The organism is Hydrogenophaga sp., from assembly GCF_035481345.1.
GTDB lineage: Bacteria > Pseudomonadota > Gammaproteobacteria > Burkholderiales > Burkholderiaceae_C > Hydrogenophaga.
Genome location: NZ_DATIGV010000150.1, coordinates 1 through 13,179 on the forward strand (window position 1 = coordinate 1; position 13,179 = coordinate 13,179).

Annotated in this window: 11 protein-coding genes; 2 read left to right on the plus strand and 9 right to left on the minus strand. The window is 70.6% G+C overall.

Annotation, left to right across the window (positions count from 1 at the left end; genetic code table 11):
- Positions 1-317 precede the first annotated feature (317 nt).
- Positions 318-989 (minus strand): histidine phosphatase family protein, encoded by a 672-nt coding sequence (locus VLG41_RS15625; protein ID WP_325350319.1) that lies wholly within the window; start codon positions 987-989, stop codon positions 318-320.
- Between the two features lie 243 nt (positions 990-1,232).
- Here VLG41_RS15625 and VLG41_RS15630 point away from each other — a divergent pair, with 243 nt between their 5' ends.
- Complete coding sequence (locus VLG41_RS15630) at positions 1,233-3,533, plus strand: hybrid sensor histidine kinase/response regulator (RefSeq protein ID WP_325350320.1); 2,301 nt, start codon at positions 1,233-1,235, stop codon at positions 3,531-3,533.
- Here the strand turns inward: VLG41_RS15630 and VLG41_RS15635 are convergent.
- Genes VLG41_RS15635 through VLG41_RS15665 form a run of 7 tightly spaced genes read right to left on the minus strand, consistent with a single transcriptional unit; the run spans position 3,514 to position 9,400 of the window.
- Positions 3,514-4,488, minus strand: coding sequence for a threonine dehydratase (locus VLG41_RS15635; RefSeq protein WP_325350321.1), 975 nt, complete (start codon positions 4,486-4,488; stop codon positions 3,514-3,516). The two genes, VLG41_RS15630 and VLG41_RS15635, sit on opposite strands and share 20 nt — an antisense overlap.
- A 7-nt stretch (positions 4,489-4,495) precedes the next feature.
- A complete protein-coding gene (locus VLG41_RS15640; protein ID WP_325350322.1) occupies positions 4,496-5,170 on the minus strand; it encodes a VOC family protein in 675 nt (224 codons plus the stop codon).
- Positions 5,167-6,033, minus strand: coding sequence for a PhzF family phenazine biosynthesis protein (locus tag VLG41_RS15645; RefSeq protein WP_325350323.1), 867 nt, complete (start codon positions 6,031-6,033; stop codon positions 5,167-5,169). The genes VLG41_RS15640 and VLG41_RS15645 overlap by 4 nt, the downstream gene beginning before the upstream one ends.
- 4 nt (positions 6,034-6,037) lie before the next feature.
- On the minus strand, positions 6,038-6,664 hold the full coding sequence (locus tag VLG41_RS15650; RefSeq protein ID WP_325350324.1) for a glutathione S-transferase: 627 nt from the start codon (positions 6,662-6,664) through the stop codon (positions 6,038-6,040).
- Positions 6,661-7,860, minus strand: a complete 1,200-nt coding sequence (locus VLG41_RS15655; RefSeq protein ID WP_325350325.1) for a PLP-dependent aminotransferase family protein — start codon at positions 7,858-7,860, stop codon at positions 6,661-6,663. Before VLG41_RS15655 ends, VLG41_RS15650 begins: the two co-directional genes overlap by 4 nt.
- Positions 7,857-8,789, minus strand: coding sequence for a DMT family transporter (locus VLG41_RS15660; protein WP_325350326.1), 933 nt, complete (start codon positions 8,787-8,789; stop codon positions 7,857-7,859). The genes VLG41_RS15655 and VLG41_RS15660 overlap by 4 nt, the downstream gene beginning before the upstream one ends.
- Positions 8,786-9,400: a LysE family translocator gene (locus tag VLG41_RS15665; RefSeq protein ID WP_325350327.1), complete on the minus strand. Its 615-nt coding sequence runs from the start codon at positions 9,398-9,400 to the stop codon at positions 8,786-8,788. The genes VLG41_RS15660 and VLG41_RS15665 overlap by 4 nt, the downstream gene beginning before the upstream one ends.
- A gap of 128 nt (positions 9,401-9,528) precedes the next feature.
- Between VLG41_RS15665 and VLG41_RS15670 the strand changes: the two genes are divergently transcribed.
- Positions 9,529-10,929 (plus strand): PLP-dependent aminotransferase family protein, encoded by a 1,401-nt coding sequence (locus VLG41_RS15670; protein WP_325350328.1) that lies wholly within the window; start codon positions 9,529-9,531, stop codon positions 10,927-10,929.
- Positions 10,930-10,942: 13 nt separating this feature from the next.
- On the opposite strand, the gene VLG41_RS15675 is transcribed toward VLG41_RS15670, so the two are convergent.
- A complete protein-coding gene (locus VLG41_RS15675) occupies positions 10,943-12,823 on the minus strand; it encodes an ATP-binding cassette domain-containing protein (protein ID WP_325350329.1) in 1,881 nt (626 codons plus the stop codon).
- Positions 12,824-13,179: the final 356 nt, after the last annotated feature.

Genomic DNA, 13,179 nt, shown 5'->3' on the forward strand with positions numbered 1-13,179 from the left:
GCAGGCGCAGGACCTCAACCCCTCGGGCGCGGTGGGCAACGCCAGCGCGGCCACGGCGGAGAACGGGCGCGCGCTGCTGGACGCGGCGGGGCGGGCCCTGGCGAAGCTGCTGGTGGAGATGGATCAGCTGCCGGCGGACACGATCACCATCAGATGATGCGGCGCCGGGCCGCCCCAAGCCGGATCAGCCCCTCGGGGGGCTGAGGGCCGCGGCTCCAAGCCTGCCTGCGCAGGCTTGGACGGCTCGAAGAGGCATCGACTCTGGCGATGCCGCGGCCTGCAAGGCGCGGACCCGCGCAGCGGCGGAGCGTGGGGGTTCACGCATACGTAATCCAGTCCTTGTAGTCCGCGCCGTCCAGGTGTGGCAGCGTGTTGTAGGTCAGCAGGCTGTGCCGCTTGGGCGTGAACTGGAACTCGGTCACCGCGCTGTTGCGGATGCGCAGGTTCAGCTCGATCGAGGCCTCGGGGCTGAGCCCCAGCACCTGGCCCACGGCGGTGGCGATCGGCCCGCCGCTGGAGACGATGAGCACGTTCTGCTGGTGGTGCGTGCCGCGCACGTGGTCCAGCGCGTCGGCAATGCCGCGCGCGAAGTCGTCGTAGCAGGGCATGCCCTGCGGGCTCACGGTGCCGGCCATCCACTGCGCCAGGCCGTCGCGCAGCAGGCGGAAGTGGTGGCGGTAGAGCTCGGGCGTGTCCGGCTTCTGCAGCGGCTGCGGGTGGATGCAGCGGATCACCGCGTCGGCGTCGTACTCGTTCAGGCCCGGCATCACCAGCGGCTGCAGCGCCAGGCCCGCGCCCTCGGCGATGCCGGCCCAGGTCTGCGCATGGCGGCGCAGCGAGCCCGTGACCACGGCGTCGAAGCGCAGCCCGCGCTCGGCCCAGTAGCGCCCCAGGCGCACCGACTGGCGCTGGCCCAGCTCGCTGAGTTGGTCGTAGTCGGCGGCACCGAAGGAGGCCTGTCCGTGCCGCACGAGGTATAGCGTTCCCATGGCGAGATTCTGGGCGGCGCGGCGCGATCGCTTTTGTCTCGACAGCGACTGCGTTGGCCCGAGGTGTCACCTGAGTGAAAGCGCCGGCGGCGCGAGGCCGGCGTTTGTGAGGTTTTCGTGCCGCTTATCCGGCGCTCGCGCGCGGGAGCGCGTGCTGCAATGGCCCATTCTTCCCAAAGGCGCCGCCCGCGCCCCGGGCCGCGTTCCGCCACCGCCGACTCCCACCGGTTTCCCGCCCCTTCCATGTCGCTTCACCTGCCCACGCTGTATGCCGTGTGGACCGGCATCGACATCGTCATCGGCCTGGCTTTCTGGGTCCAGCACCGGCGCCTGCCCCACGTGGGCGGCCTGGGCTGGTGGGCCCTGGCCTGCCTCACGCACACCATCGCCTCCATCGCGATGAGCGTGCGTCCGCTGCTGCCCGCGTGGGTGGGGCTGCCGCTGAGCAACCTGCTGTTCACGCTCACCTTCGCGCTGCTGTGGGTGGGTTTCCGCGCCTACCTGGGCCTGTCGGCGCGCCGCGTGATGACTGGCGTGCTGGCCCTGATCCTGGTCGAGTGGCCGGTGATGGTGTTCTTCATCGAAGTCGTCGACAGCCTGCCCGCGCGCCAGTTGTTGTGGATCGGTACCAACCTGGCCCTCTTGCTGCTGATGATCGGCGATGCGCGCACGCACCGCCCCTGGCCGGTGCCGGTGGAGTTCCGCACCCTGGGCTGGGTGCTGTGGCTGCAGGTGGCCATCCTGCTGGGGTACCTGTTGCTGGGTGTGGTGCTGCAGCGGCCCTTCCTGCCCACGGTCACGCTGCTCACCTTCAGCTTTCTCATCGCCTACCTGCTGTGCGCGCTGGCCTTCCAGTGCCTGCTCATGCTGCGCCTGCGCGACGAGGCGCAGGCCGCGCGCGCCGTGCAGCGCCAGCGCGAGGCCGACCTGCAGCGTCTGGTGGACAACCTGGACGCAGGCGTGATGGTGTTCCACCCCGACCACACGCTGTGGCGCATGAACACCGCGGCGCGGCGCTTCCTCACCTGGAGCGAGGGGGGCGCCGACGGCGTGGTGCCCGAGCCCAGCTACGAAAGCTGGCGCATGCTCGACGAGAGCGGCCAGCCGCTGCGCCGGCACGACCGGCCGTTCGAGCGGGTGCTGATCACGGGCCAGCCGGTACACGACGTGGTGGTGGGCCTGCCCATCGACGGCGGCGCGCGGCTGCGCTGGGCCTTGTGCAGCGGCTACCCGGAGAGCGACTCGCAGGGTGGCCTGCGCCGGGTGGTGCTGACCTTCATCGACATCACCGCCATGAAGGACGCGCAGTCGGAGCAGAAGGCGCTGGAGGCGCGGCTGTCGCAGTCGCAGAAGATGCAGGCGCTGGGCACGCTGGCCGGCGGCGTGGCACACGATTTCAACAACATCCTCACCGCCATCCTGGGCAACGCCGACCTCGCGCGCGAGGACCTGACGGCCGATGCGCCGGCGCATGAAAGCCTGGGCGAGATCAGCACCGCCGCGCGGCGCGGCCGCGAGCTGGTGCGCCAGATCCTGACCTTCAGCCGCCAGCAGCCCCTGGCGCGCGCGCGGGTGCCGCTGGCCGCGGTGGTGGTGGAGTCCTGCGCGCTGCTGCGCGCGGCCCTGCCGCCGCAGGTGCAACTGGTGCAGACCCTCTCGCCCTCGCTGCCCGAGGTGTCGGGCGACGCCACGCAACTGCAGCAGGTGCTGGTGAACCTGGGCACCAACGCGCTGCACGCCTTGCCCGCGCGCGGCGGCTCGATCGAGCTCGCGCTGGACAGCGTGCCGGTGTCGGCCGCGCCCTTCGCGCGTTTGCCGCCGGCGCTGGCACAGGCCTGCCGCGAGGCCGGCCAGCCCGCGCTGCGCCTGCGCGTGATCGACGACGGCTGCGGCATGGACGAGGCGGTGCAGCACCGCATGTTCGAGCCCTTCTTCACGACCAAGCCCGTGGGCCAGGGCACCGGCCTGGGCCTGTCCGTGGTGCTGGGCATCGTGGAAGCGCACGGCGGCCACATCGAGGTGTGCAGCACGCCGCAGACCGGCACCACCATCACGCTGTGGCTGCCCCCCCTGCCCATCGACGAAGCGACAGCCGAAGACAAACCCGTCACAATGCCCGCCGTGGAAAACCCCCAGCCCCGACCCACCCCGCCGGCCCCGTCAGAGGCCGTTCCTCACATCCTCTACCTCGACGACGACGACACGCTCGTCTTCCTGGTGCGCCGGCTGCTGGAGCGGCGCGGCTACCGCGTGACCGCGCTGTCGGTGCAGACCGACGCGCTGGCCGCGCTGCGCGAGCACCCGGGCGAATTCGCGCTGCTGTTGACCGACTACAACATGCCGGGCATGTCGGGCCTGGAGGTGGCGCGCGAGGCGCTCGCCATCGACCCCCGCTTGCCGGTGGCCGTGGCCTCGGGCTACATCACCGACGAGCTGCAGGCCGAGGCGCGCGCCGCCGGCGTGCGCGAGGTGGTGTTCAAGACCGACGCGGTCGAGCAGTTCTGCGAGATCGTGGCGCGCCTGGTCAGTTCGTCCCCGAACTGAGCACGCGCGCGAAGACCGCGCTGTCCACGTTGCCGCCGCTCAACACGGCGCCCACCACCCGGCCGCGAATGCGGTCCCGCTCCTGCCAGGCCGCCGCGAAGCCCGCGGCGCCGGCGCCCTCGGCGACGTTGTGCGTGTCGGCGAAGAGCGCGCGCATCGCCTCGGCCACGTCCTCGTCGCTCACCTTCACCAGGTGGTCCAGGCCGTCGGCCAGCGTGGACAGGGCATCGGCCTCGGCCACGCGGCAGGCCATGCCGTCGGCCAGCACCGTGCTCACCGGCGCTTCCACCACGCGCCCTGCGGCGAGCGAGTCGGCGTAGGTGGTGGCGCCCGCGCTCACGACGCCCACGATGCGCGCGCGGTGGCCCAGCGCGTTGCGGGCCGCGATGGCCGAGCACGCGCCCGAGCCCAGGCCGATGGGCACGTAGACGGCGTCGAGTTCGGGCGCGGCGCGGAAGAACTCCCACCACGCGGTGGCCACGCCGCTCAGCAGGTCGGCGTGAAAGCTGGGCACCATGTGCGCGCCACGCTCGGTGGCCAGCGCGATGGCGTGCTCGCGCGCGACCTGGAACTCGTCGCCGTGTTCGACGAGCGTGGCCCCCAGGCCGCGCATGGCGGCGTTCTTCTCGACCGAGTTGCCGTGGGGCACGACGATGGTGCAGGCCACGCCGTGCGCGCGCGCGGCCCAGGCCACGCTCTGGCCGTGGTTGCCGCGCGTGGCGGAGATCACCTCGCGCGGCAGCGCGCCGCGCCGCGCGAGGTGATCGAAGTAGGTCAGGCCACCACGGATCTTGAACGCGCCCACGGGCGTGTGGTTCTCGTGCTTGAGCCAGCAGGTGGCGCCCAGCCGCGCGCTCAGCGTGGCCCAGGGGTACTGCGGGGTGGCGGCGAAGGAGCGGTAGACCGTGGTGGCGGCCTTCTCGATGCAGGACAGGGTCGGCAGGGCGATGCTCATGGAAGGCTCAGGTCTTGGCCAGCAGGTTCAGGTCCTGCTGGCCGTCGTGCAGGTGGGCGCTGATCAGGGCCTCGCCCTTGTGCACGGGAAGGCGCAGGCCGATGGCGTCCAGGGCCGTGTTCAGCGCCGCCGCACGCGGATGGGCCAGGCGCAGGCCGCGCAGTTGCAAGCCGCTGTCGGGCAGCGTGGCGACCGGGTGGATGCCGCCCCACTGGATCAGTGTGGGCAGCACGCCATCGAAGCCGCGCGCGCCGTCGTCGCGCACGGTGATGCGCCATTGCAGCAGGCCGCGCGGCGTCTCGCGCGAGGCGGTGAGCACCGGGCCGGGGTCGATGCCTTGGGCGAGCCAGGCGGCGCGGGCGGCCTCGATGTCGTCGACACGCGCGACCCAGTGGATGGGCTGCGGGCCCTTCGCTCGCAGACGCTCGAGCATCGCAGGCTCATCCAGGTCGAACCAGCGCTTGAGCGGTGGCGCGCGCGTGGGTTTGGCGGCGGGGTTGATGGCGAGCAGTTCCAGGTAGGTGCGCTCGGCGCCGTCGAGCCGCAGCAGCCGGTTGTGCGTGCCGAACAGTGCGTGCGCGCCGCCGGGCGCGGGCGTGCGGCCCAGGGTGGTTTCGCACCAGTGCACGCCCTCGGCCAGCGTGGCGGCCGCGACCACCAGGTGGTCGAAGGCGGCGTTCATAACTGCACCGTGCCTTGCACGCAGGTGACCGATTCGCCGCCGACCCAGACCGTGCCGTCCGCGTCGCGTGCGATGTGCACGCGCCCAGCGCGCCGCAGCGCGGTGCCCTGGCTGGCCACGTAGCGCTCGGGCGCCATGCCGGCGCCGATCAGCCACTGCGCGAGGGCGGCGTTCAGGCTGCCGGTCACGGGGTCCTCGGCGATGCCGTTGTTGCCAGGGAAGAAGGCGCGCACCTCGAACAGCAAATGGGGGTCAGATTCCATTTTCCCGATCACGCCCACCTTGCCGCGCGGGCCGACCACGCCGATGTCCAGCCCGGCCAGCACGGCGGCGTCGGGTTTCACGGACAGCACCTGCTCGGCGCTGCGCAGCATCACCGCGCGCCAGCCCGGGCCGTTGTCGCACCAGCTGTGCGCCAGTACGTCCTCGCGCGCGATGCCCAGGCCGCGCGCGATCAGCGCGACGTCGGCCTCGTCGAGCGGGCCCGAGCGGCGCAGCGGCGGCGCCGCGAAGGCCAGGCGCGCGCCGTCGCGGCGGATGCGCACCAGGCCCACGCCGCACTCCTGCACGATGTCCTCGCCCTGCGGCTTTCCTCCCGCGGCGAGCCAGGCGTGCGCCGTGCCCAGCGTGGGGTGGCCCGCGAAGGGCAGTTCGCGCCCGGGGCAGAAGATGCGCACGCGGTAGTCGGCGCCGGCCTGGGTGGGCGGCAGCACGAAGGTGCACTCCGACAGGTTGGTCCAGTCGGTGAAGGTCTGCATCTGCTCGGTGCTCAGGCCGCTGCCGTCGAGCACCACGGCCAGCGGGTTGCCCAGGCAGGGGGTGGCGGTGAAGACGTCGACTTGTTGGAAGGGGCGGGTGGTCATGGTGTCAGGCGAGGGGCAGGTCAAGCACGCCGCGGCTGCAGGGCTGCGCCAGCCAGCCGGCGTACCAGCGTTCAAGGTGGGGCCAGGCCGGCCGGGCCTGCGGCAGGCCGAACCAGCGGTGGAGTTCGCAGGCGATGGGGAAGTCGGCCGCGGAGACCTCGTCGCCCGCCATGTACGGGCGATGGGCGAGATGGACGTCGAGCAGTTCGAACAGCGGCTCGCTCGCGCGCACCGAGGCCTCGATCGCCGCCATGTCGCGCCGCTCGGCCGGGGTGCGGATCCACTGCACGAAGGCCGGGCCGCTGACGCGGTTGAGCGTGGTCTGTTGCCAGTCGAGCCAGCGGTTGGCTTCGGCGCGCGTGCGCAGGTCGGCGGGCATGCCGCGGCCCTGGCGCTCGCACAGGTAACGCAGGATGGCGTTGCTCTCCCAGAGGGTGAAGTCGCCGTCCTGCAGCACGGGTACCAGGCCGTTGGGATTCATGGCGCGGTAGGCCGGCGTGTCGACGACACCGTAGGACAGGCCGGCGTCGCTGCGCGGCAGTTCCAGGCCGAGCCACTGCGCGCACAGCACGACCTTGCGCACGTTGATGGAGCTCAGGCGGCCCCAGAGGTGCAGGCCCTGCGCCGTCATGCTGTGGCCGTGGCCCGGCTCGGCAGGTGTTCGCGCACCGCCTGCGCCAGCGCGGCGATGCCGCGGTCGATCTGCTCCACTGTGGCGGTGACGAAGGACAGGCGCAGCGAGCGCGTGTCGGGCGCGTCGGTGAAGAAGGGCGCGCCGGGCACGAAGGCCACGCCGCGCTCCACCGCGTGCGGCAGCAGGGCGGTGGCGTCCATGCCCTCGGGCAGGCGGGCCCACAGGAACATGCCGCCGTCGGGCGCGTTCCATTGCACGCCCAGACCGGCCATCTCGCGCTCGAGCGCGGCCAGCATGGCGCGGCATTGCGAGGCGTAGAGCGCTCGGATGGTGGGCACGTGGCGCTCGAGGAAGCCGTCCTTGAGCACGGCGCTCACCAGGCGCTGGTTGAAGCTGGGGCTGTGCAGGTCGGCGGCCTGCTTGGCCTGCAGCAGCTTGGGGTACAGCGCGGCCGGGGCCACCAGGAAGCCCAGGCGCAGGCCCGGCGCCAGGATCTTGGAGAACGAGCCGAGGTAGAGGCCGCCGTCGGGGTTGCGCGCGGTCAGGGGGGCGGGCGGGGGCGCGTCGAACCACAGGTCACCATAGGGGTTGTCTTCCACGATGGGCAGGCCGGCGTCGGCCGCGGCTTGCACCAGCGCGGCGCGGCGCGACTCGCTCATGGTTCGGCCGGTGGGGTTCTGGAAGTTGGGCAATGCATAGAGGAAGCGCGCGCCGGGCGCCTGGCGGCGCAGGTCATCGACGTCGATGCCTTCGGCGTCGCTGGCCACGCCGACAAAGCGCGGCTCCATCGGCGTGAAGGCCTGCAGCGCGCCCAGGTAGGTGGGCGTTTCCACCAGCACGCGGCTGCCAGTGTCGATCAGCACCTTGGCCACCAGGTCCAGGCCTTGCTGGCTGCCGGTGGTGATCAGCACCTGCGCCGGGTCCACTGTCCACGGCAGTTGCCGCGCCACCCATTCGCGCAGTTGCGCGTGGCCTTCACTGGCCGCGTACTGCAGTGCCGCGCGGCCGTCGTTCTGCAGTACCTCGGCGCAGGCCTCGGCAAAGGCGCTGACCGGAAAGGTTTGCGGCGAGGGCAGGCCGCCCGCGAAGCTGATGATCCCGGGCTTTTCCGTGACCTTGAGGATTTCTCGGATCACGGAGGGATTCATGCGCTCGGCGCGGCGGGCCAGGGTCCAGTGGGTGGTGGCGTTCATGTGAGTGCCTTGGTGGTGGGCAGGGAGGGCGAGGCCGGCGCTGCACCCAGGCGCCGGCCCACGAACACGCTGGCCACGACAGCCAGCGAGAAAACCAGGGTGAGCGCGTCCAGGCGCTCGCCCAGCAGCGGCACCGCCGCGGCGATGCTGATGAAGGGTTGCAGCAATTGGAGCTGGCTCACACGCAGCGCGCCACCCAGGGCCAACCCTCGGAACCAGGCGAAGAAACCGGCCCACATGGAAAACACCGCCACGTAGCCGAGCCCGAGCCAGGCACTGGCGCTGACCGCTTGTTCGGGCCAGGTGAGCAGCGCGCCCGGCACCGTCACCGGCAGCGCCAGTACGCACACCCAACTGATCACGCGCTCGGCGCCCAGCGCGGGCGTGACCTGCGTGCCCCCCACGTAGCCCAGCGCCGCGGCCAGCACCGCGCCCACCAGCAGGGTGTCGGCCCAACTGAAGCCGAAGCCGTGGCCCGTCTGGTGCGCGCGCAGCAGGCTGTAGACCACCACCAGCGCGCTGCCCAGGCCGGCGAACAGCCAGAACCCCAGGCGCGCGCGCTGGTGCAGCAGCCAGGCCGCCACCGCCGCGGTGGCCAGGGGCAGCAACGCCGTGAACACGGCGGCGTGGCTGGCCGTCACGTGGCGCAGCGCCCAGCCGAGCAACAGAGGAAAGCCGATCACGTTGCCCAGCACCGCGAGCGCCAGCGGACCGCGGTGCGTGCGTTGCGGCCAGGGCGAGCGCGTGGCCCATAGGTAGGCCAGCGACAGCAGGCCGGCGATGGCCGCGCGCGCCCAGGTGACGAACCAGGGCGACAGCTGGGGCGCATCGAGGCTGCCGGTGGCCAGGCGCGTCATGGGGAGCGTGAGGCCGAAGACCGCCACGCCGACCAGGCCCAGCAGCCAGCCGCGGGTTGCGTCGTTCGTCATACGGTGAGCATCCACAAGGCGGTGACCACGAGCACGCCGGACAGCGCGCGGTTGAACCACAGCAAGCGCGTGCCTTGCGAGAGCCAGTCGCGCAGCAGCGAGCCGATGAGGGCGTAGAGGAAGTTGCTGACGAAGGCGAAAAACAGCATCACCAGACAGACGATGAGCAGCCGCTCGCCCGGGTTGGGCGCGGGCGCACCTGCGCTGCTGATCACCCAGCCCGCGCTGATCGTGAGCGCGAGCATCCAGGCCTTGATGTTGACGAACTGCAGGCCCACGCCCTGCCAGAAGCCCACCTGCAGGCGCGCGGGGTCGGCCTGCGACAGGCGCGCGGTGCGGGCGAGCTGCCAGGCCAGCCAGAGCATGTAGGCCACGCCCAGCAGCTTCACGCCCCAGCGCAGCGGCGGCAAGCCGGCGATCAGTGCGCCCACGCCCAGGCCGCTGGCCAGCATCAGCAGCGTCCAGCCCGTGGGCACGGCCAGGCAGAAGCGCAGGGCGCGCCGCAGGCCGAAGTTGGCCGCCAGCGCCGTCGACAGCGTGGTGTTGGGGCCCGGCGAAAAGCTCATCGCGGTGCAGAAGATCAGCAGGGCGGTCAGTTCGGGGGCGGACATGGACAACAGAGTGGCGCGGTGGGGAGGTTCAATGTACCCTTGGACATCAATACAGTACCAGTACAGTTAACCCATTCAATCTCGTGTGCTGTATGGCCGCAGGTGGCAATACAGCTAGGAGTCCGTCGATGCTGATGAAGACCGCCAACCAATCCCTTACCGAGCAGTTGGCCGAGCGCTACGCCGACCGCATCCGGCAACGGCTGCTGGTGCCGGGTGCGCGCCTGCCGTCGGTGCGTGCCTGCGCGGCTCAGCACGGCGTGAGTCCGTCCACCGTGGTGGCCGCCTACGACCTGTTGCTGGCCCAGGGGCTGGTGCAGGCGCGGCGCCAGCGGGGCTTTTTCGTGCGTGAACCGATCGCGCCGCGCAGCGAGCCGCGCCACGCGGCGCCCGTGCCGCCGGCCCAAGGTCCCATCAATGCCACGGCGCTCATCCGCGGCATGTTCCATCAAGTGAGCGACAAGCCGCAGCCCGGCATGGGCGTGTTTCCCCCGGACTGGCTGGAGTCGACCTTCATGCCGGCGGCCGTGCGGCGTGTGGCGTCCACGCGCGCACTCAACGAAACCTCGCTGAGCTACGGCGAGCCGCGCGGCGACGAGGGGCTGCGCCGTGTGCTCGCGCAGAAGCTGGCCGCCATCAGCGTGCCCGTGGATCCGGCGCAGATCATCACCACCGTGGGCGCCACGCACGCGCTCGATATCGTCAGCCGCACCCTGCTGCGCCCTGGCGATCCCGTCATGGTGGAAGAGCCCGGCTGGGCGGTGGAGTTCGCGCGCCTCGCGGCGCTGGGCATGCGCATCCTCACCGTTCCGCGTGGTCCCGACGGCCCGGACCTGGCGGTGATGCAGCGCCTGGCCGAGGCGCACCGGCCCAAGCTCTTCGTGAGCGTGAGCGTGTTGCACAACCCCACCGGCTACAGCCTGTCGCCCGGCGTGGCGCATCGCCTGCTGCAACTGGCCCAGCAACACAACTTCCACATCGTCGAGGACGACACCTACAGCCACCTCGCCCCCGAGCACAGCACGCGGCTGAGCGCCCTGGACGGCCTGCAGCGCACCATCTATGTCAGCGGCTTCGCGAAGATCCTGGCCCCCAACTGGCGCATCGGCTTCCTGGCCGCGCCGCCGGGGCTGCTTGAGCCGCTGCTCGACACCAAGCTGCTGAGCACCCTGACCACGCCCGCCTTGCTGGAGAAGGCGCTGGCGCATTGCATCGAGCAAGGGCAGTTGCGCCGGCACGCCGAGCGCGTGCGCACGCGGCTCGATGCCGCGCGCACGCGCAGCGTCAAGCTGGCACTGGGAGCGGGCTGCCGCTTCGCGGCCGAGCCCATGGGCCTGTTCGGCTGGGTGGACACCGGCGTCGACACGGATGCACTCGCCCAGCGCTTGCTGGACGACGGCTACCTGATTGCGCCAGGCGCGCTGTTCCACGCGGCGCGCACGCCCAGCACGCTCATGCGAATCAATTTCGCCACCACGCAGGACGCGACGTTCTGGCGCACCTTCTCGCGCCGCTTGGGATCGTCCTGACGCCCCGCATCGGTCAGCGCGTGCCCAGCGCCTCCTGACGCTCCAGGGCGGCCAGCCATTCCTCTTCCACTGCCACCAGTCGCGCCGACACGTCGGCCGCGCGCGCGGGATTGGTGCCGTAGAGGCTGCCGTCGCCGAGTTCGGCCGAGAGCGCGGCCTGTTCGGCTTCCAGTGCGGCGATGCGTTCGGGCAGGGCGTCGAGTTCGCGCTGCTCCTTGTAGCTGAGCTTGCGGCGCGGCGCCTCGCTCGGCGGGACTGTGGTGGCCGTCGGTCTGGGGGACGCTGCCGCGGCGGGGGGCGTCGCTGGGGTCGCGCGCGCCGACTGGATCAACCAGTCCTGCACGTCGCCCACGTACTCCCGCCAGCGGCCATCGCCCTCGGCCACCAATGTGCTCGTCACCACGTTGTCGAGAAAGCGCCGGTCGTGGCTGACCAGGAAAACCGTGCCTTCATACTGTTGAAGCAGGTCCTCCAGCAACTCGAGCGTGTCGATATCGAGGTCATTGGTCGGCTCGTCGAGCACCAGCACGTTGGCCGGACGCGCGAACAGGCGGGCCAGCAGCAGCCGGTTGCGCTCGCCGCCCGACAGCGTGCGCACCGGCGCGTTGGCGCGCGCAGGCGAAAACAGGAAGTCGCCCAGGTAGCTCTTGACGTGCGTTCGTTTGCCGTTGATCTCGATCCACTCGCTGCCCGGACTGATGAAGTCCTCCAGCGTAGCGTTCAGGTCGAGCTGCTCGCGCATCTGGTCGAAATAGGCCACGGTGAGCCGGCTGCCCTGTCGCACCGTGCCGGCGTCGGATGGCAACTCGCCCAGGATCAGCTTCAAAAGTGTGGTCTTGCCTGCGCCATTCGGGCCGATCACCCCCACCTTGTCGCCACGCAGGATGGTGGCGGAAAAGTCGCGCACCACCACCTTGCGCTGGCCGCCGGGCTGCTCGAACCCCTTGTTCACATTCAGCAGCTCGGCCACGAGCTTGCCGCTGGCGGCGCCGCTGTCGAGTTCCAGCTTCACGCGGCCCAGCGCCTCGCGTCGGCCGGCGCGCTGCGTGCGCAACTGCTCCAGTCGGGTGATGCGCCCTTGTGCACGCGTGCGTCGGGCCTCCACACCTTTGCGGATCCAGACCTCCTCTTGCGCCAGCAGGCGATCGGCTTTGGCGTTCACCACGGCCTCCTGCGCCAGTTGCTCCTCCTTCAAGGCCTGGTATTGCGCGAAGTTGCCTGGGTAGCTTTGCAGGCGCCCGCGATCGAGTTCCACGATGCGCGTGGTCACCGCGTCCAGAAAGGCACGGTCGTGGCTGATGGTCACGATGCAGCCCGCAAACTCCAGCAGCAGCGACTCCAGCCAGGCGATGCTGTCGAGGTCCAGGTGGTTGGTGGGTTCATCGAGCAGCAGCACGTCGGGTCGGCTGACGAGCGCCTGCGCGAGCGCCACTCGCTTGCGATTGCCGCCCGACAGCGCGCCGACCCGTGACTGAGGATCCAGGTGCAGGCGATCCAGGGTTTCGGCGACGCGCGCCTCCCAATTCCAGGCGTCCAACGCTTCAATGCGCGCCTGCAAGGCGTCGAGATCCTCACCTGGGGCGCTGCTGGTGTAGCGTTCTCTGGCCGCCATGGCCTCCGCCAGGCCGATGCTTGCCGCCTCAAACACCGTGTGCTCGTCCGCCAATGCCGGCTCTTGGGCCACGAAGGCGATGCGCAGCCCTGCTTGCATCTGCAGCGTGCCATCGTCCAGGCGCTCGTGGCCCGCCAGGACCCGAAGGAGGGACGACTTGCCGGCGCCATTCCTGCCAATCAATCCCACGCGCTCACGGGGTTCGAGTGCGAGATCGGTGTGGTCCAGCAACGGCCAGTGGCCATGAGCCAGCTGCGCGTTCTGTAGAGTGAGCAAAGCCATGAGGGAGTTGTGCGCGAAGCGGATGGGCGGGATTATCGAGCCCGCGCGACGACAGGCCGGCTGGCTTTGACTGGGGCCCGAAAAGTTGTGTATACTGCAAGGCTTCGCTGATCGCTGGCGACGAACTCTTCGCTCAGGCAAGGGTGCTTCAAGTGGTCGACGAAGGCGGCGCAGGCCGGGGCAAAAAATCTTCCAAGTTTTGACTGCCTCACAAAATCTGTGTCATAATGCGAGGCTCTGCTGATCGCGGCGGGGTTTGAAGGTTGAGTCGAAGGGCTTGATCTGAGGCGAGTGGTTCGTTAACAAAATACAGCCGATAAGCGTGGGCGTTTGGAGGCGAGGGCTGAAAAGTCCCT